Source organism: Streptomyces sp. NPDC047853, from assembly GCF_043204535.1.
Taxonomy (GTDB): domain Bacteria; phylum Actinomycetota; class Actinomycetes; order Streptomycetales; family Streptomycetaceae; genus Streptomyces.
Genome location: NZ_JBIDCI010000032.1, coordinates 43,725 through 63,139, shown reverse-complemented (window position 1 = coordinate 63,139; position 19,415 = coordinate 43,725). Strand labels below are relative to the sequence as shown.

Below are 19,415 nucleotides of genomic sequence, written 5' to 3'. Positions count from 1 at the left end.
GTCAGGAACAAGATCAGTACGCACCCGGCGACACTGCCGTCCGAGATCACCGAGCGCAAGACCTGCGACTCAACTCATTCTGAAACGATCAGTAAGTAGCGGGGGTCAGAGTGATGTCAATCCGTCGAACTGCATGCGCCCTCACTAGGACGGGCAACAACCGAGTGTCCGGCCGTGGCCCTGAAGGAGATCGGCGTCCGGCCGGCCTGGCGCGAGACCGGCACCGCCCGGCGCATCCACGACGCCCTCCTCGCCAGGTACGACGAGCCGTTCATCACGCTGATGATCAACCCGGCCGCCGGGGACGAAGGGTCCACGCGCTCCGGTCGTGGGGGCACGAGGGCATCGGGTGAAACCAGCCGTCACCGACGCCGCCCGTCCTTACTGTGATAATCCGCGCCATCCGTTGAACGCAGTACGCGGCGGCACTCGGGAGCACGCGGACGCCGGTGCGACCCGACGAGGGCTCGACCGTACGGTCCAGGGTTGGCACAACCTAGCGCTCGAAGTGAGTCGGCGCCCGATCACGATGCCTCCCGGATGGCCGTCCATCCGGACGCGTTGAAATCCGAGTCCCCAGGCGCCACGATCTTGGGCTGCTCGCCCTTCTGCGTACTCTCCAGAGCTCGCTGGGTAGCCGCTCCGGACAGTTTCCAGTCACCGCCCTCCCATACCACCGCGTTCAGAATGCGGCCGTAGCTGATGGACTCCTTCTCCATCTCGCCCGCCTTCAACGCCGTGCGGAAGAGCAGCCACACTGCGATCTCGTTCATCGACTGATGGACGAACTTATAGCCGATCACGGTGCTGCGCATGTAGGCGCCGGAGGGCAGTGGCGCTCCCGCCTTCACGCCCATCTCCTGACGCAGCAACTCGTCGGTCTCGATCGCGGTACGCTCGATCTGATCGGCGTGCTCGTCGCTCTGGTCAGCATGGGTCACATAGGAGTGGTAGATCCGCAGCTGCTCGTCGACCGAGCTCCGGCTGCCGTCGATTGCGGTGGTGTTGGCAACTGCCGCCATCGCCACAGCACCCTCGACAGTGTGCGGGAACCCGACTTCGCTGCCGCGCATGTCCATGCGCTCCCCAGCGGGCAGAGCCGTCCAGCGTTCCGGCTCACTCCAGTCGTCCGGCGGTGTATAGCCCGGCTTCGGGCTGGCGGAGACGGAAGCGGAGGTACTCGCGCCGCCCTTACCCGCCTGCTCCGTGTCGCTGTCGTCGCCACTGGATGACGTGCAGCCCGTCAGGGCGAACACAGCCGCGAGCGCGATGCCCGCGGTCCACCTTCCCGTGGTGTTCCATGTCCTCCTGGTCCGTGACACGGCCGACGCCCCCTGGGGCTCGATGCCGTCAGTGATGGTGGTCAGGCTTCCGGCCGACATGATCGTGGCCACACCGCCCCCGGCTGGCTCGGCACGCAGTAACTTCCCATTGTCCGCCCGCATCTGACCCCGTCTCGATCTTGGACTGTAGGACTGCTGAGGCTAGCGTGCTCGGCCAGCGTCGTTCTTCGACCAGGTCCGAGCGACGGGTCGGAGGCGGCTGATGGTCGGCCGTGCTTGCACCTCGAGCTCAGCCAGGGCCCCATCTGTGATCCCCGCGGGCCGCGCGCACCGTGTTCGGACCTGTCACCACCCCTGTCCGAACAACCGATGGCGTCGGACCGGCGGCTGCGGAGCGTGGCGCGGCCGTCCGCAGTCCGGCGGCCCGATGGGATGCAAGGCGGGTGAAGCCGGGCGGCAGGGTGGCCGCGAGCCGGCCGCCGTGGTGCTCGGCCAGCGTGACGAGGGCCCGCAGAGCGTCCACGTCAGTGGTGGCGAAGCGGGCTTGCTGCCCCGCTCGGGCCCGCTGGGCGTTCGCGGCCTCGGCGCGTTCCGCCAGGATGTGGGCGCTGCGGCCGACTCCTGCAGGCGGCCGACTCCTGCAGGCGGCCGCCGCCTGCAAGGAGGGCCTCTCCCCGGCCGTGCTCGCAGCGCAGCTCCAGCAGGAGAGCGGCTTCTCCCCCACCGCCCAGTCGAAGGATACGAACGGCGACCCCCTCGCCAGCGGCATCGCCCAGTTCATCCCCGGCACCTGGGCGACATGGGGCGTGGACGGCAACGGCGACGGCAAGAAGGACGTGTGGGACCCGGAGGACGCCATCCCGGCCCAGGGACGGATGATGTGCTCCCCGCTGATGAAGGGCAAGGAACACCCGCGGTACAACGACTCACCGAGCGAACTCGCACTCGCCGCGTACAACGCCGGCTGGGGCCGGGTCGACGAGTACAAGGGTGTCCCACCGCCCGAGTTCGCCGACGGCCAGACATACCACTACGTGCGGAACATCCTGAAGACGGCGGCCGGTTTCGCCGCACCGGCCGCCAGCGAGGACGGCACCCTGCCCGCCGGGTACGAGCTGCCCGAGGGAACGCCGCAGACGGTCCGCACCGCCGTGGCCTGGGCGTTGAAACAGCGAGGTGGACAGTACCGGCTGGGCGGTGACTGCACCGACGCGCTGGGCAGGGATCCGGCCCACTGGTCCGACTGCTCCTCCTTGATGCAGCAGGCGTACCGGGCTGCCGGGGTGAGCATCCCCCGCACCACGTACGCGCAGGTCGGCGTCGGCAGGCAGGTCGACATCGACAAGCCCAAGCCGGGGGACCTGGTGTTCAATCCCGGGTCCGACGGCTCGGACGCGCGTCCCGGCCACGTCGGCATGTACATCGGCGACGGCCTGATCATCGAAGCGCCCCGTACCGGGATGAATACCCGTATCGTCACCCACGAAAGCTGGCGCAACAGCACCAGTTGCCTGACCCGCATCACCGAGGGCCGCCGCGTGTAGGACCGCTTTAGATCTGCCGGATTCTCATCGATCTGTCGCCAACTTGTCGTATGCGACAAATCGATGGGAAGCACTCTCAAAGAGCCGTGTCTATGCGTTCTTGTGGCGTTCCGTTCATGGTGCGGGTAGCCGGTCGCTAGGGTCCAGCGCAGGGAGATCAGGTGCCGGTATCGGGGGTGGGCGCGTGCGGGTGCGTGTGTGGGCGGCGGGAATTGTGGCGCTCGCTAGCTTGGGTATTGGGCTGGCGATCCTGCTGTCCCTGGCGGGGAACGCCGCCACGGCTACTTCACGCTGGCCCTGGTTGCTGGATGAACTCCGACAGCACCCGTGGTGGTCTCTCATCATCTTCGGGCCACTGGCTATCGCGGCAGGCGGCATGGCGGCGTGGCTGCAACTGCGTCCACCCGCTGTCCTGAACGATCCCCCGCCGCCCTCACCCGTGGCCATTCCGGACTGGTTCGTCGACCGGGCTCAGGCCCGCACCGCAGCGGCTGCGGTGTGCCGCGGCGGCCGCGCCGTCGGCATCACCACCTCTCTCTGGGGAGCAGGAGGGTTCGGAAAAACCACGCTGGCCGCTGCGGTATGCGCCCGCCGGCGCGTGCGGTGGCGGTTCCGCTCCCGCCTGTTTCCTCTCCGGCCCCGGATCTATATGGTCACGATCGGCCGGGACGTCCGCGGACGTGCGGCTGTGGCCGCCAAGGTCGTCGAGGTCACCCGATTCGTCACCGGCGATACCAGCGAGTTCGACGACCCTGCCCTGGCCGGCGCCCACCTGGGTCGGCTCCTCGACAAGCGCCCCCGCACCCTGCTCGTCCTGGACGACGTATGGGAAGCCGAGCAGCTCGCCCCGTTCCTGACGGGAGGCCGCCGCTGCGTACGGCTGGTCACCACCCGCAACCCCGCACTGTTGCCACCCGGTGCGCAGCACATCCCAGTCGACCAGATGTCCCGGGACCAGGCCAAGGCCGTGCTGACCTGGAATCTGCCACCACTGCCCGAGGCCTTGGTGGACGACCTGCTGAAGGCGACCGGCCGCTGGGCCCTGCTGCTGCGCCTGACCAACCGTCTGATCGCCGAACAGTGCGCCGCCGGCGCCGATCCCACCGCCACCGCCGAGCGGATCCTGCACCGGCTGCGCGACGATGGGCCCGCCGCTGTGGACGTTCCCGCCGCCACCTGGAATTTGGACGACCCGCTCCTGCGCAACCAGGCCGTCAGGGCCTCCATCGAGGCCGCAACCACCCTCCTGCCGCCCGGAGGCCCCGACCGCTTCACCGAACTCGGCATCTTCGCCGAGGACGAGTCCATCCCCATCCCCGTCATCGCCCTGCTCTGGCAGGCAAGCGGCCAGCTAACCGAGGACCAGACCCGCACCCTATGCCGGGACCTGCAACGCCTGTCGCTGTTGACCCTCGACCCCCGCAATGGCGGCACAATCAGCCTTCATGACGTCATCCGCGAGTACCTGCGCAGCAGTCTCGGCACTGCGAACCTGGTCCGTCTTAACGGCCTTCTGATCGACGTCATCGCCGCCACCCTGCCCCCGGCCCAGCCCCTCGCTCCCGCCACGCCTGACCCCGAACGCGCCTGGTGGCAGATGCAGGACGGCTACGTCCGCGACCACCTCATTGACCACATGCTCGCAGCCGGACGCACCACGGCCGCCGAAGCCGTGGCCGGTGACCTGCGATGGGTGGAGACCCGCCTCGCCCAACGGGGTCCTACCGCCCCCTATGTGGACCTCACGCGCATCGACACCCCCCATGCCCGCCCCCTAGCCCGCAGCCTCGCCCAGACTGCCCACCTCCTCACCCCCACCGACCCGCCCCAGGCCCTCACCGGCGTCCTTCATACCCGTCTCGGATCACACCTGCTCTGGCAGGCCCAGGTCACCGCGCGCCGGCGTGACCCCGCCCAACGCCCCTGCCTCACCAACCAATGGCCTTTGCCCGACGCCCCCTCCCCCGCACTGCACCAGACTTTCGCTGGCGGCTCGATGCCTTCAGTGGCGATCGCGCCCGACGGCACTTGGTTCGCCATCGCCAGTCAGGACGGGATCGCTCAGCTCTGGGAGCGAGCCACCGGAACCTGCACCGCAACCCTCACCGGCCACAGCGACATAGTGTGGTCGGTGGCGATCGCCCCGGACGGCACCTGGCTCGCCACCGCCAGCCACGACAGGACGGTGCGGATCTGGGACCGCGCCACCGGAACCTGCACAGCAACCCTCACCGGCCACACCGACCGGGTGAGGTCGGTGGCGATCGCCCCGGACGGCACCTGGCTCGCCACCGCCAGCGACGACAGGACCGTGCAAATCTGGGACCGCGCCACCGGAACCTGCACAGCAACCCTCACCGGCCACACCAACCGAATGCGGTCCGTGGCGATCGCCCCGGACGGCACCTGGCTCGCCACCACCAGCGACGACAGGACCGTGCAAATCTGGGACCGCGCCACCGGAACCTGCACAGCAACTCTCACCGGCCACACCAACCGAGCGTGGTCGGTGGCGATCGCCCCGGACGGCACCTGGCTCGCCACCACCAGCGACGACAGGACGGTGCGGATCTGGGACCGCGCCACCGAAACCTGCACAGCAACCCTCACCGGCCACACCGGCTGGGTGCTGTCGGTGGCGATCGCGCCGGACGGCACCTGGCTCGCCACCAGCGACGGATACGGGACGGTGCGGATCTGGGACCGCGCCACCGAAACCTGCACCGCAACCCTCACTGGCCACACCGGCCGCGTGTGGTCGGTGGCGATCGCGCCGGACGGCACCTGGCTCGCCACCGCCGGTCATGACGGGACCGCACGGATCTGGGACCGGATTTCCGCTGCTCACACTTCCTCACTCACCGGCCACAGCGACTCGGTGGAGTCGGTGGCCATCGCGCCGGACGGCACCTGGCTTACCACCAGCAACCACGACGGGACCGTGCGGATCTGGGACCGCGCCACCGGAACCTGCACCGCAACCCTCACCGGCCACAGCGACTCGGTGGAGTCGGTGGCGATCGCCCCGGACGGCACCTGGCTCGCCACCACCAGCGACAACGGGACGGTGTGGATCTGGGACCGCGCCACCAGAACCTGCACCGCAACCCTCACCGGCCACACCGGCTCGGTGCGCTCGGTGGCCATCGCGCCGGACGGCACCTGGCTCGCCACCGCCAGCTCCAGGACGGTGCGGATCTGGGACCGCGCCACCAGAACCTGTACAGCAACCCTCACCGGCCACACCGACCGGGTGAGGTCGGTGGCGATCGCCCCGGACGGCACCTGGCTCGCCACCACCAGCAACGACAGGACGGTGCGGGTCTGGGACCGCGCCACCAAAACCTGCACCGCAACCCTCGCCGGCCACACTGAATTGGTGAGGTCGGTGGCGATCGCCCCGGACGGCACCTGGCTCGCCACCGCCAGCCACGACGGGACGGTGCGGATCTGGGACCGCGCCACCGCGACCTGTACAGCAACCCTCACCGGCCACACCAGCGAAGTACTGTCGGTGGCGATCGCCCCGGACGGCGCCTGGTTCGCCAGCACCAGCGACGACAAGACGGTGCGGATCTGGGCAGTTCCGGATCACCGCACCGTGGCCATAGCGCGCTCCGAAGCAATGCTGCGCACGTGTTCCTGGGGGCCTGCTGGCGAACTCGCGGTTGGGGGCTACAGAGGTCTGTTCCTCTTCCTCCTCCTCACCTGAAGCGCGGCGTCGGCGCAAGTCCCCTGCCGCCGCAGCCCCGTTCACGGTCGGTGCGGCGCTGGTACCCAATCGCGCAGAAGCGGGGCCGTGCACCACGTCGCCAGGAACGGTGAGCGGTCCTGGCAGTCTCTGAGATCGCCAGGACCGCCCGGTCTCGATGGAGAACCGAACACGCTGATGAGAAAAGCACGCGGACAGATTAATGAGGAACCGTGACGAACGCCCAGCTCACGAGCGTCCGGCCGGACAAGAAGGTTGAGAACCTACACCGCGTGGTGGACTGGTGACCCGCGTTCCACAGCAGGAGATTGCGACCATGTCCGAGCCGATCTACCGCCCCTGGGGGACGGTGACGCCGGAGTTCTGGGACACGCCCGCGCCCGGCGTCGCGCCAGCCACGACCGGCATTGCTCCCGAGGCGTTGCGGGCGCGGCTCGTCAAGATCACCGAGATCGCCCGGACCTGGCACCTCCCGGACGCCGCGGTCCTCGCCGCCCAGCTCGACCAGGACGTCACCGCCGAGTACGGCGAGTGGCACCTGCACGCGATCCAGGTCCGCGAAGTGCGCGGATACCTCGCGGCCCTGGCCGGAGACCATGCGTCGGGCCTGCCCTGGTACCTGCACGCCACACAGCTGCGCGTCACCATCCAGGGCCCCGGGCACCCCGACGTCGAGGCGGCCACCCTCCGCGCCTACGGACTGTGGCGGGCCATGCCGTCGCAGGCCGACCGACAACGACTGGGCCCTGACCTGCTGACGATCGCCGGCGACATCCACGGCCCCGACTCCCGGATCGTGCGCCGCATCCGGGAACGGCTGTACACCCTCGCTCTGCCCTCCGGAGCGACGCCCGCACAGTGATGAGCACCCCTACGGGGCGGAGGAACAGACCGGCGCCGTCAGGGCCTGTGCGCAGGTCGGCGTCCTCGGGTGTGGCTCCTGGGCTCCACAACGGGGAGCGGATGACAAGGCGGGCACACACGCGGGCGGCCTCGTCCCCGCTCCGGGGGACGGCGGCAGAGGCATCCCGGCCCCGGCCGCCGCGCCCTCGCTACGTTCTCCAGCACCGCCGGCCCGGCCCGCTGCCGCCCATGGACCGCCGGGCGGCGCGCACGGCAGAGGGCCCTGCGGACTCCAAGTTCCCGGCTCGGGATCTCCGGTTTGTTCGGCGGCCTCCGGAACAGCACACATGGCCTCGTCGACCTCCCGAGACATAGGGGCGTCGCGACCGGCCCACCTGGGGATGCGGCGGCCGAGGTGAGCGTCGAAGGTGGGTCACATGGTGATCGTCGTGCTGCGCGAGCTACGCAAGAAGCTTTCCGAAGACTTCGGCCCGGGCGATCCGGTCTCGGAGATCGAGGCGGTTCACGCGGCGCCGACCGACCCCGCCACCCCCGGCGGCGTGGACGAACGGACATTCTGTGGCAAGCCGACCCTGGACATAGAGCGGGCGAACTACCAGCCCTCGGAACCGGGCGCATCGTGGTCACCGCCCAACATGAAACGTTGGGAGTGCTCCGACTGCGCCGACGCACTCCGTTCGCTGTAGTCCCCCAAGGTGTCACAGGCGATCTCGACGAGCGGGGCGTTCTTCAGGCGATCGATGTCGTCCATGTAGCGGGCAAGGACACGGGAACCGTCGCGTCGGCGGCGATCATGTGGTCGAGCGCTCAGCGACGCCGAAAACGATGGGCCCCGGCAGCATCTTGATGCTGCCGGGGCCCATCGTTTTTCGCAGAGGCCTGGAGATCCCGAGATCTTTGGCGAGAGCAAGGACTCCCAGACCTTCCATCACCCGTCGGGTAAGCAGCGCGCATGAGCTGTCCCAACGCGCGTCTTCAGAACGTCCCCACTGTCGGGGCGCCGTCACCAGTAATAGGCGGTGAGATCCGCGAACCGTGCAGTGGATCACGGATCTGATTCGAGTGAACCATGTCACCTTCAGCCGAGGTCATTTCGGGGCGTATCAGCTGCTCGCGCTCTGGTTCAATGCTGGCAAAACTCAACAAGGGCCAAGCAGGGCCCGCCACTTCACGAGGTCTTTGGCGAGAGCAGTGGGGTGTGCGCGGCTTCCGTCGCCCGAGGGGAGGGTCACCGACGCCGCACGAGCGGCTCGGTTTCCCTTCCCCTCTTCGGCTGGCCCCCGAACGAAGGGGGGACCTTCATGGGTCTTTCTTCTGTGTGCGCGCGCATCCAGGGGATGCGCCGGCGCCTTGTCCGCGGCGTGCGCCGCATGCCGCCCCTGCTGCGCCGCTGGGTACGGGCGGTCGACCTCTGGGTGCAGGACCACCACGTCAGGGTCGTCACCGGCATGTTCGTCCTGTTGATCGCGGGTGCCGTGACGCTGCTGTGGATGGACTGGAACACCGTGGTCGGGTTGGCGACGGATCTCGCGCCCGTCCTCACGATCGTTTCGCTGATCGCCAGCGCGTTCCTGGGTGTCATCAAGTGGTTCCGGGAGCGCCGGGCCAAGCGGCTGGCCCTTCGGGACGCCGGCTCTGCCACCGTGCCGCACGCGCGCGGCGGAGGGCACGGCGGGCCGACGAGTCCTTCCGGCAGCGAGCGTGGAGGGCATAACCATGACCGGGCCTGACACCTCCATGCCATCGGTCCACTACGCCTCCCTCATGGTTGACGACGAGAACCATCCACGGGAGGTCGGGAGCACCTACCGGGTCGGGCACCGTCCTGCCGAGCCCCTTGCCGGGGTTGCTTTCGCGTCCGTGCCCTTGGATGTCGACAGCGTCGATGGCGGCCCGGCCGACCAGCAGTACGGCAATGTCGACGGCATTCCATTCGAATGGGTCAAGGACCTGCCCGTCATGGACTTCGACGAGTTCCATGCCGAGCACCGGGCGCGGCTCGTCGCGCTCGTCCGCAAGGTCCTGCGGGAGTGTTGGTACGACGTCAGCATCGACCCCGAGGACGTTGTGCAGGACACCATGGAGATGGCCGTCCGCAACTGGCCACGCATCGGTCGGATGATGCACCCGGACCGGTACTTGCGAAGGGTGGCTGCCAAGCGCGCGCTGCGCGCGATGGAGAAGTCCGCCCGGGAGGTGTCGACGTCGACCGAAGGGTTCTTGACGATGTTCGAGGGGTCCCTCACCTCGGGCGCAGAGCGAAGCCCTGAACAGATGGTCGCGGCGGATCTCGTGCGGGACGTCCTCATATCTCTGCCCCACCGGCAGGCACAGGTACTCCTGCTCACCGCGGACGGTTGGAGTGACTCTGAAATCGGGAAGAGCCTCGGTATCTCTGCCGGCACCGTACGGTCCCACCGCCGTCATGTGAGGAAGGTCTTCACTCAGAGGCTGCCTATCAGCCGTTGGTGGGGGCTCGTGGGCGTCATCGACTGAAGTCTGGAAGTCGAAGAGGGCCGCCGGGTACCGAGTCCGGCGGTCCTCTTCTGCTGTACGAGCACACCCGCAGGATGGTCCCGAAAAATCCAAAGACCCTCGCCGGCTACCTTGTGCTCTGCCTTCTGGCCGGCGTGATCTGTGGGGGTGCGACGGCGGCCTGCTGGTGCTGTACGGCTCGCTTCGCCTGTTCCTGTTGGACGGTACGGCGTCCGGTCATCTCCCGAGCGTGCAGATCGGGGAACTTCTCGGCGATTGTGACACGCAGGGATTGCTCGGCGCGCGCGTGGGCGGCCTGGGCTCGGTGGCTGGCGGCGAAGGTCCGGAACTCCCTGGCCTGGCGGGTCGCGCGGCTGACGTCGTCACGGTCGCACTTGTTCATGCTGTGGCCGTGCCGGGAGGCCGTGGAGCGCAACTCCAGGAACCACTCGGCGGCCCTGTCCGCTGGTCGGGAGTGGGCCGGCCCGCCGCGCCGAGCGAGTGGGTGATCGGGCTGTCCCGGACGGGCTCCCACGCCGCGTCCAGCGCCTGCCGGGCGTCGCGCCGGGAGTCGGCCGCAAGATCGAGGTACGCGGTGCGCTCTGCGGTCAGGCGCTGGATCAGCTCACGGTGTTCCTTCAGCGAGGTGCCCGCCAGGCGCAGCGCGAGGCGGCTCCTGCCCTCGCCCTCGGCGAGCTTGGCGAGCCGGCGGGTGCGTTCCTCGGCGTGGCCGGCGGCCTCTGCGGCGGTCCTCTCGATGCTCCCGCGCGGTGGCGAGGTGGGTCTCCGCCTGGTCGAGGATCTGTCCGGCCTCGGCGGCGAACCGCTGCCCACGGGTGGGCCGGCCCGTGGCCTGCTCCAGGTCGAGGCTGGCGGCGAGTTCACGGGCAGCGGTCTCCGCCTTGGTGGCTTCGGCCTCGGCGTCGACGGCGAGCCGGTCCCCCTCGGCGATCCGGCGGTTCAATTCCTGCGGAGAGAGCGTGCCGTGGATGCGGGTCCGCCAGGACGGCACCGCGCCCTCCTCCGCGTCGGCCTTCAAGCGGGCGAGGAGCTCCTTGGCCCTCTCTTTCGCCAGCCGGGCCTGTACCTGGAGCCAGGCTTCGTCCTCGGCCCGGCGGTGGGAGAGGTTCACCGACTGCGCGCGGGCGGCCTTGGCCATGCTCGTCCGCCGGAGCCTGCGTTCGGACTCGGCGCGTGCCTCTTCGGCGGACAGCTCGCGCCGCCGGGGCAGCGGCGCGGGCGCCGGCGGCACGCGCAGGAGGTCGGAGACCAGGCTGTCCGGCCGGGACTGGCCCAGGAAGCGGGGGAACGCGTTGATGGCGCGTTCCAGGCGCTCCTTCTCGCTGCGGGCCTCGCCGAGGCGCGCCCGGGTCCGCTCGTCCTCCAGGACGGCCGGCGGCAGCCACAGGTGGTTCTGGCGCCGGGCCCGGGAGGTGCCGGGATAGGCGGCGAAGGCGTTCGCGCCGTGCCCGTACATTAGGGACGTGTCGCACGTCAGGCCCTGGCTTGCGGCGATCGTCATGGCGTAACCCAGTGACAGGGCCCCGCCGGTGACGCTCTGCGCCGACACCCAGCCGGACTCCTCGCGGTAGCCGCCGGGCGCCTTGGCGTCCTTGGCCCGCCAGGCGATCTCGACTCGGTGCCGGTCGTCCAGCCCGGTTAGGACGGCCCGGTAGCCGTTGAGCATGTCCGGACCCGCGCCGCGGCGAGAGCGGTAGTCGTTCTCCCTGACACGGACGACGTCGCCCACGGCGAGGGTGAGCGTGTCGCCGCCGGGCAGGACGTAGGTGTGCTCGGCGCCGAGTTCGCCGGCCTCGCGGCGGATCGCCCGCGCGCCGAGGTTGAGCGCGTCGACGTCGCGGTTGCGGGCGGCGAGCACCACCATGCTGGCGATGGCGTCGTGCGGGTCGGCCCACTCCAGCAGACGCAGTTCGTCCCAGGCCATGAGGATCTGGGAGCGGGCCTCGTCGGCGGTCTCGGCGGGATGGACGCGCCCGCCCTCGGCGAGCATTCGCAGCGCCAGCTCGTGGTTGCCGGTGCGCCACACATCCAGGGCGGCCCGTTCGGCGGCGTCCTCCTGGCGGCGGTTCTCGGTGAGAGTGAGCCCGTGCACCAGTCGGTGGGTCTCCTTGAACCAGCCGCCGGGACCGATCGCCTGAAGCTGGAGGTGGTCGCCGATGCCGACGACCTTCGTGCCGGTCCGGGCGGCCTCGCCCATCAGCACGGCCGCAGCTCGGTCATCGACCATCGTCGCCTCGTCCACGACCAGGACGTCGACGCCGCGCAGGCCGTTGCCGTTCTCGATCTCGCCGAGCCAGGCCGCCACGGTCCTGGCGGGGATGCCGGAGGCTTCGTGCAGCTGCTTGGCGGCGACCGCGGCGAGGGTCGCGCCGGCGTACGTCGTGCCGGTCGCGTCCCAGCCGATCCTGCACGCCTCCATCAGCGTGGACTCGCCCGCCCCGGCGACGCCGACCAGGACGTCGATGCCGTGCCCGGCGTTGAGCACCCGACTCACCGCGGCCTGCTGCTCGGCGGCCAGCTCGAACCCCCGCGGCCACCTGGAAGACATCGATGGCGGCGGCAGCCTGGTCGATCGTGAGCTGCGCGGTGCGGGTGTCGAAGCGTTCCCGCGCCTGGACGCGCACGGACTCCTCGGCGTCGAGGATGTCTTGCGTGGTGTAGCGGGCGGTCGAGGACATGACGGTGGAGCCGAGGGTGGGCAAGCGCACCGCGTAGCCGGTGACGTCCACGACGTCTCGACAGCCCAGCATTTCCTGTGCGGCGTGTCCCGGGCATGGAGCCAGCCGCGGGCTACTCCGCGTTCGCCGAACTCAGCACCCCACGGGAGGGCATCCTGCCGCTCGGAACGCGACCTCATGCGCACCGCGTCCCATGCCGTAGGAGTCGGTATCGCTCCTCGGACACGGGACCCGCGGTGTTTGGGGCTCTCAATCGACGATGCCATGGACATAGAACAGCGGCGCGACGCACCGCTCAGTGCTCCCTCACCGGACGGACGGCCAACCTCCCTTCACGCGATGCCCTCATCACTCCACAAGCCGCCCCAACAGGGACGTCTCGAACGGCTCAGCCTGACGTGCGGCTACCGGCGGGAACAGGTGAAGTGATGCCTGTCCCTGTCCTCCAGCATCTGGAGAAAGATCATGATGGGTATACGTAGGACTGCCGCGGCCACCGCCCTGGCTGCTGCTGCTGTGCTGGCCGGATCCGGCGTAGCCGCGGCGGGAGACGGCTCCGACGGTGACAGCGTCCAGCAGGTACTGGATGCACAGTGCAACGACTTCACGACCCAGGTAGGTGTGGTCAACGTCAACCAGGGTCCTGTCTGCGTCGACTTCGACGACGACAACGCCGGCACTCAGGAGGCGCTCGGCGGGGACAGCTACGACAACAACACCACCGCCTACTGCAACTCCTTCGTGAACCAGTACGGCGTGATCAACGTCAACCAAGGCCCGGTCTGCATCGACTTCTGAAGTAGCGCCGCGCGGACCGAATCCGAACAGCGAATCTCCCTTCCCGCCGAAAGGCGAAGCCGCTGCGCGTGGATACTCCGGTCGCGTAAAGGGAACACACGAAGTGCGTGAGCATCCGACCTGGCCCGGCTTCGCAGTCAAATGGTTCTCCCGACTGCTCCGACCGCGCCAGGCCGGGTGAGGTCGTTCCAAGTGCACCAATTGGTCGAGCCGTTACGGCACGCCCGCGGCGCAGCGATGCACGCAGCTGCCCTGGGCGCACGAGCAGGAGCCGATCCTCTACGGCGCGTCGGTCGCGTTTGTTTCTCGACCTGGCTAGCAGTGCTACTGTGACGCCCCCGCTGGGCAGGGGCCTCCACTCGCATTCAGCCTCTGCCCCGACCGCTCCCCCTCGGTCGCCCGTGAGCGGGCTGGCGGTGCGTACGAACCGCTCCCAGCTGATACGCAGCGCCCCCTCGCCTGCACCGGCGCCCGACGTGTGCCCCTCCCCAGAGCCGCTCCCCCAGCCACCGCGTGCGGACTATCGTGCCCTCTCACCGCAGACGTCCGGCACGTACGACCAAGTCCGGGTCCGTCACGCATGCAGCATCAGCGGTGGCCACGAGTACGATGCCGGACCCGCCAGGAGTTCGTGGACGGTCGAAGTACGTGTCAGCTGGCCCGAAGACCGACCGCCAGCGTCAGTTCAAGGACCCGGTGTGGCGATGCGAGATCCGGAAACAGCTCCCGCAGCTGCGACATCCGGTACCGGACGGTCTGGGGATGGACGAACAACGCCGCCGCCACCTCGTCCCGCCTGCCCTGGTGCAGCAGCCACGCCCGCAACGTCTCCTCCAGCCGCCGTGCGGTCGCCACGGGCAAGGTCCTGAGCGGGGCGAGGGCTCGGGCACGCAGGTCTGCGAACGCGTCCACATCGGCGGTCAGCACCAGCTCGGACAGGTGATCCTCGGTGTCGCGAATATCAGAGGAGAGAGAGCGGGCGCGTACGGCTCGTCCGTACGAAGCGGACGCACGGGTCCATGGGCGGGCCGGGCCGACCACGGCCGTGTGGTCGGTCAGCTGCCGCAAGAGATGTGATCGGTCGGCATCGGGCACGAGCAGCACACCGGTGGCGTCCGGCAGATCGTCGAGGACGAGGGTGCTCGGGTCGAGCGCGCGGTAGGCAGGCCGGGCCTGGGCGGCGGGCAGCAAGACCGCCGTCAGCGAATCCGGAGGCTGCCATCCGGCCCGTTGAGCAGAGGCCAGCAGCACGTCCGGACTCGCGCCGGCGAGGAGATCGCGGGCCAGGTGTTCCAGGTGGCGCTCGTGGGCCCTGCCCCGGGCCGCCAGTTCGTCGGCGTGGCCCGCAGCGCTCGCGGCGGAGAGCTCGTCGATGTAGGCGAAGGTCAGCTCGGCGAACTTGGCGACCTCGGCGGCGGGCAGACCTGCGGACACGGCGCCTGCGGCCAGGCGTCGCCAGGCCACGCGGGCGCCGACGCGGTAGGCGCTGAGCAGGGCGTCCATCGAACGGCCGTCGCGCACCTCGCCGCGGCCCAGCTCGTAGGCTGCATCGCCGGCGTCGCCGCCTGTGGCGTTCCCGCTCGCGAGGTCCAGGTAGTGCCCCAGGGCGGTGCGGACGGCCCGGCGGATGGTGGCGCCCATATGGCCCGACAGGGCGTTGGCGTAGGAGGGGACTTCGTCGATGATCGCCTGAACGACCTCGTCGGCGGTGGTCTTCAGCGCGGCCCGCAGTGCGGTGACCGTCGTCTCATTCAGGGCCAGTTCGCTGGCCCTCCGGATTGCATGGCTCACGTCTTTGTTCCCTGCGAACAATTCCACCCACCAGATTCACGTCCTGCGGTCAGGACTTTACGCCCTGAGGCGCAGCAAGCTGGAGCCATGACGAGTGCAGCCCTCCGCAGCAGGGCGTGGAAATTGCTGGAGATGGTCACAACGCCGCTGCTGCCGTCGGACTACCTCGACCTGCTCAGCCCACTGCGTGCGGGCGCAGACCTGCGTGGGCGCATCGAGGCCGTGCACCCCGAGACGGGTGACGCCGCGACCATCGTGATCAGGCCGGGACGGGGCTGGCGCGGCCACACAGCCGGTCAGTACGTGCGGATCGGGGTCGATGTCGACGGGGTGCGCCTGTGGCGTGCCTACTCCATCACCTCGCCGACGAACCGCCAGGACGGCCGCGTCACGATCACCGTGAAGGCTATCCCGGACGGCAAGGTCAGCAACCACCTGGTCCGCAGGGCGAAACCGGGCACGCTGATCGAGCTCGACCAGGCGACCGGTGACTTCGTGCTGCCGCAGGCCAAGCCCGCCAAGGTGCTCTACCTGACGGCCGGCAGCGGCATCACACCCGTGATGGGTATGCTGCGCGACACCGAGCCCGACGACGTCGTCATGGTCCACTGCGCGCCACAGCCGCAAGACGTGATCTTCCGCAACGAACTGCACAACCTGGTCGCGGACAAGAAGCTGCGGCTCACCGAGGTGCACACCGCCAGGGACGGCATGCTCGACATCGCCCGTCTCGACGAACTCGTGCCCGACTGGGCCGAGCGCGAGACCTGGGCCTGTGGGCCCGCGGGCCTGCTCGACGCCGCCGAAGAGCACTGGAGCACACACGGCCTCCAGGACCGTCTACACACCGAGCGGTTCCGCCCCAGCATCGTCGTCGCCGGTGATGGCGGCGAGGTCACGTTCAGCGCCACCGGCAAGACCGTCGACGCGGACGGCGCCACGCCGTTGCTCGACATCGGCGAAGGGGCGGGCGTGCTCATGCCCTCCGGGTGCCGCATGGGCATCTGCTTTGGCTGCGTCACGCCGCTCAAGGCGGGCGCCGTCCGCGACCTACGCACCGGCGAGATCACCGAGGCCGAGCCAGGCGTCCTCATCCAGACCTGCGTGTCCGCCGCCGCGGGCCCCTGCGACATCGAACGGTAGGAGAACCTTGACCGCTATCGACCCCACCGCCCACCTGACTGCGCAGCAGATCGAGGAGCTGGGCCGCGAGCTGGACGCGATCCGCGACGAGGTGATTGCCAGCCGAGGCGAAAAGGACGCCGCCTACATCCGTAAGGTCATCGCCGCCCAGCGCAAGCTGGAGCTGGTCAGCAGGGGCGTGCTGCTGTTCTCGATATTCCCGCCCGCGTGGCTGCTCGGCACCGCCGGTCTGTCCGTGGCGAAGATCATGGATAACATGGAGATCGGCCACAACATCCTGCACGGCCAGTGGGACTGGATGCGGGACCCGAAGATCCACTCCTCCACCTGGGAGTGGGACCACGTCTCGCCAGCCGACCAGTGGAAGCACTCGCACAACGAGCTACACCACACGTACACCAACGTGATCGGCAAGGACAACGACCTCGGCTACGGCATCATGCGCGTCGACGAGGACCAGACGTGGCACCCGTTCCACCTAGGCCAGCCGCTGTGGAACTTCCTCAACGCCTGCTTCTTCGAGTACGGCATCGCAGCGTACGACCTGGAGCTCGGCAAGAACCTGAACAAGCGCCGCCGCAAGGACCCGGAGTTCCGCGCGCGGGCCAAGGCCGTGGGCCGCAAGATCCGCAAGCAGGTGCTCAAGGACTACCTGATCCACCCGCTGCTGTCGGGCCCGTCGTTCCTCCCCACGCTCGCCGCCACGTTCACCGCGAACCTGGTCCGCAACATCTGGTCCCACTCGGTAATCATGTGCGGACACTTCCCGGAGGGCGTACAGGTCTTCGAGCGCCGGTCGATCAAGGACGAGACGCGCGGCCAGTGGTACCTGCGCCAGATGATGGGCTCGGCGAACATCAGCGGCAGCAAGGCCATGCACTTCATGACCGGCAACCTGTCGCACCAGATCGAGCACCACCTGTTCCCCGACCTGCCGAGCAACCGGTACGCCGACGTCGCGGTGAAGGTGCGCGCCCTGTTCGAGAAGTACGAGCTGGAGTACGTCACAGGGCCGCTGCCCAAGCAGGTGTTCTCCGCGTGGCGCAAGGTCTTCCGGCTCTCGCTGCCGAACAAGAAGCCCGAGGTCGGAACGCCGGATCGCGAGCAGGAGCTCGTCGCCGCCTGATTGTTACAAGCGCCTGGCTCACGAACCCGAGGTCAGGCGCCCTTGTCCGCAGGCTCCAGAATCGCCACGCACTCCACGTGATACGTCATCGGACGTCACAGGGTGTGTGGACGGGAGGAGGATCTGCGGCAGGTCAGCTGCGGGATGCCCGGCGCAGCGCTCGTCACCGGGCCGCCCGGGCCAACCCGGTGGGCCGGTGACGAGGCTGGACATCCGACCGACTCGTCGCCGGGTTTCACCTCGTGCACTTCGGCGTCCGCCCCGGACACCTGCCCGGGTGTTGCTCAGGCGTCGATGATGATGGGGATGATGAGGGGCTTGCGGCGGTGGGTGCGGAACGCCCAGTTCGCCACGGCGCGGGCGACGAGTTGTTCGAGTTGGCGCGCGTCCCCGACGCCTTCCTCGGCCGCGGTGGCCAGGGTCTTCTCGATGACGGGGATGACCGGCTCGAAGGTGGTGTCGTCGTGGACGAAGCCCCGGGCGAGGAAGTCGGGGGCTTCGGCGAGGGCGCCGGTGTCTGCGTCGACGATCGCCACCACCGTGACGACGCCTTCGGCGGCGAGGGTGAGGCGGTCCTTGAGGGACGCTTCGGTGGCGCCGCCGACTTCCATGCCGTCCACGTAGACGTTGCCGGCGGGGACCTTGCCGGTGATGGACGCGCGCCCGTCGACCAGGTCGACGACGACGCCGTCCTCGGCGATGACGACCCGGTCGGGGTCGACACCGGTGCGGATGGCGAGGTCGGCGTTGGCCCGCAGGTGGCGCCATTCGCCATGCACGGGCATGACATTGCGGGGCTTGACGATGTTGTAGCAGTAGACGAGTTCGCCGGCGCTGGCATGCCCGGAGACGTGCACCTTGGCGTTGCCCTTGTGGACCACGTGGGCACCCCACCGGGTGAGTCCGTTGATCACCCGGTAGATGGCGTTCTCGTTGCCGGGGATGAGGGAGCTGGCGAGCAGGACGGTGTCGTCCTTGCCGATGCGGATCATGTGGTCCCGGTTGGCCATCCGTGACAGCGCGGCCATCGGTTCACCCTGGGAGCCGGTGCACACCAGAGCGATCTTGTGATCCGGGAGCTTCTCCAGCTCCTTCGTGCTCACGACCAGACCGGAGGGGACCTTCAGATAGCCCAGGTCCCGGGCGATGCCCATGTTGCGGACCATCGACCGGCCGACGAAGGCGACCTTGCGGCCGTGCTGGTGGGCGGCGTCCAGGACCTGCTGGATGCGGTGCACATGGCTGGCGAAACTGGAGACGATGACCCGGCGCGGCGCGGTGCGCATCACCTGCTCGATCGCCGGGTTCAACTCCCGCTCGGAGGTGGTGAAGCCGGGTACTTCGGCGTTGGTGGAGTCGGTGAGGAACAGGTCCACACCCTCCTCTCCGAGGCGGGCGAAGGCACGTAGATCGGTGATGCGGTCGTCGAGAGGGAACTGGTCCATCTTGAAGTCGCCGGTGTGCAGCACCATCCCGGCCCGGGTCCGGATCGCGACCGCGAGGCTGTCCGGGATGGAGTGGTTGACCGCCACGAACTCGCAGTCGAAGGGCCCGAAGCCACGCCGGTCCCCCTCCCGCACCCGCACCGAGCGCGGCCGGATGCCGTGCTCCTTGAGCTTGGCCTCCAGGAACGCCAGCGTCAGCTTGGAGCCGACGACCGGGATGTCCCTCCGCTCGCGCAGCAGGTACGGCACGCCGCCGATGTGGTCCTCATGACCGTGGGTGAGGACCACCGCCACGACGTCGTCCAGCCGGTCCCGGAACGAGGTGAAGTCCGGCAGGATCACGTCCACGCCGGGCTGGGTCTCCTCGGGGAACAGCACCCCGCAGTCGACGATGAGCAGCTTGCCCGCGTGCTCGAACACGGTCATGTTGCGGCCGATCTCACCCAGGCCGCCCAGGGCGATAACCCGCAGCCCTCCTTCGGAAAGGGGAGGGGCGGCTTTCAGTTCGGGGTGTGGATGACTCATACCCTGACGG

At 69.1% G+C, this 19,415-nt stretch carries 13 protein-coding genes and 1 pseudogene; 10 read left to right on the top strand and 4 right to left on the bottom strand.

Annotated features, from left to right (window positions below):
• Window positions 1-159 precede the first annotated feature (159 nt).
• Window positions 160-353: pseudogene (locus tag ACGF5T_RS34610) on the top strand (GNAT family N-acetyltransferase); the annotation flags it as partial.
• A 171-nt stretch (window positions 354-524) separates the two neighbouring features.
• Here the strand turns inward: ACGF5T_RS34610 and ACGF5T_RS34605 are convergent.
• Window positions 525-1,394, bottom strand: coding sequence for a hypothetical protein (locus ACGF5T_RS34605; RefSeq protein WP_366769085.1), 870 nt, complete (start codon window positions 1,392-1,394; stop codon window positions 525-527).
• Window positions 1,395-1,963: 569 nt separating this feature from the next.
• Here ACGF5T_RS34605 and ACGF5T_RS34600 point away from each other — a divergent pair.
• From ACGF5T_RS34600 to ACGF5T_RS34575, 6 genes are all read left to right on the top strand, one after another.
• Window positions 1,964-2,827 carry an NlpC/P60 family protein gene (locus ACGF5T_RS34600; protein WP_366769086.1) on the top strand — a complete coding sequence of 288 codons (864 nt, stop codon included), beginning with the start codon at window positions 1,964-1,966 and terminating at the stop codon, window positions 2,825-2,827.
• Window positions 2,828-3,128: 301 nt separating this feature from the next.
• Window positions 3,129-6,539 carry an NB-ARC domain-containing protein gene (locus tag ACGF5T_RS34595; protein ID WP_392890254.1) on the top strand — a complete coding sequence of 1,137 codons (3,411 nt, stop codon included), beginning with the start codon at window positions 3,129-3,131 and terminating at the stop codon, window positions 6,537-6,539.
• A gap of 316 nt (window positions 6,540-6,855) precedes the next feature.
• The gene (locus ACGF5T_RS34590; RefSeq protein WP_366769087.1) at window positions 6,856-7,401 is read left to right on the top strand and encodes a hypothetical protein; all 546 of its coding nucleotides are present in this window, start codon (window positions 6,856-6,858) and stop codon (window positions 7,399-7,401) included.
• A gap of 418 nt (window positions 7,402-7,819) precedes the next feature.
• The gene (locus tag ACGF5T_RS34585; RefSeq protein WP_366769088.1) at window positions 7,820-8,089 is read left to right on the top strand and encodes a hypothetical protein; all 270 of its coding nucleotides are present in this window, start codon (window positions 7,820-7,822) and stop codon (window positions 8,087-8,089) included.
• 615 nt (window positions 8,090-8,704) lie between these two features.
• Window positions 8,705-9,133 (top strand): hypothetical protein, encoded by a 429-nt coding sequence (locus ACGF5T_RS34580; RefSeq protein ID WP_366769089.1) that lies wholly within the window; start codon window positions 8,705-8,707, stop codon window positions 9,131-9,133.
• 34 nt (window positions 9,134-9,167) lie between these two features.
• Window positions 9,168-9,899 (top strand): RNA polymerase sigma factor, encoded by a 732-nt coding sequence (locus ACGF5T_RS34575; RefSeq protein ID WP_366769090.1) that lies wholly within the window; start codon window positions 9,168-9,170, stop codon window positions 9,897-9,899.
• Between the two features lie 604 nt (window positions 9,900-10,503).
• On the opposite strand, the gene ACGF5T_RS34570 is transcribed toward ACGF5T_RS34575, so the two are convergent.
• Entirely contained in the window at window positions 10,504-12,447 is a 1,944-nt protein-coding gene (locus ACGF5T_RS34570) for an AAA family ATPase (protein WP_366769091.1), read from the bottom strand.
• A 595-nt stretch (window positions 12,448-13,042) separates the two neighbouring features.
• Here ACGF5T_RS34570 and ACGF5T_RS34565 point away from each other — a divergent pair.
• Window positions 13,043-13,375 carry a hypothetical protein gene (locus ACGF5T_RS34565; RefSeq protein WP_366769092.1) on the top strand — a complete coding sequence of 111 codons (333 nt, stop codon included), beginning with the start codon at window positions 13,043-13,045 and terminating at the stop codon, window positions 13,373-13,375.
• 651 nt (window positions 13,376-14,026) lie between these two features.
• Here the strand turns inward: ACGF5T_RS34565 and ACGF5T_RS34560 are convergent.
• Entirely contained in the window at window positions 14,027-15,166 is a 1,140-nt protein-coding gene (locus ACGF5T_RS34560) for a helix-turn-helix domain-containing protein (RefSeq protein ID WP_366769093.1), read from the bottom strand.
• 87 nt (window positions 15,167-15,253) lie between these two features.
• Between ACGF5T_RS34560 and ACGF5T_RS34555 the strand changes: the two genes are divergently transcribed.
• The gene (locus ACGF5T_RS34555; RefSeq protein ID WP_366769094.1) at window positions 15,254-16,309 is read left to right on the top strand and encodes a ferredoxin reductase; all 1,056 of its coding nucleotides are present in this window, start codon (window positions 15,254-15,256) and stop codon (window positions 16,307-16,309) included.
• Window positions 16,310-16,316: 7 nt separating this feature from the next.
• Window positions 16,317-17,435: an acyl-CoA desaturase gene (locus ACGF5T_RS34550; protein WP_366769095.1), complete on the top strand. Its 1,119-nt coding sequence runs from the start codon at window positions 16,317-16,319 to the stop codon at window positions 17,433-17,435.
• A 284-nt stretch (window positions 17,436-17,719) separates the two neighbouring features.
• Here ACGF5T_RS34550 and ACGF5T_RS34545 read toward each other — a convergent pair whose 3' ends face one another.
• The gene (locus ACGF5T_RS34545; RefSeq protein ID WP_366769099.1) at window positions 17,720-19,405 is read right to left on the bottom strand and encodes a ribonuclease J; all 1,686 of its coding nucleotides are present in this window, start codon (window positions 19,403-19,405) and stop codon (window positions 17,720-17,722) included.
• Window positions 19,406-19,415: the final 10 nt, after the last annotated feature.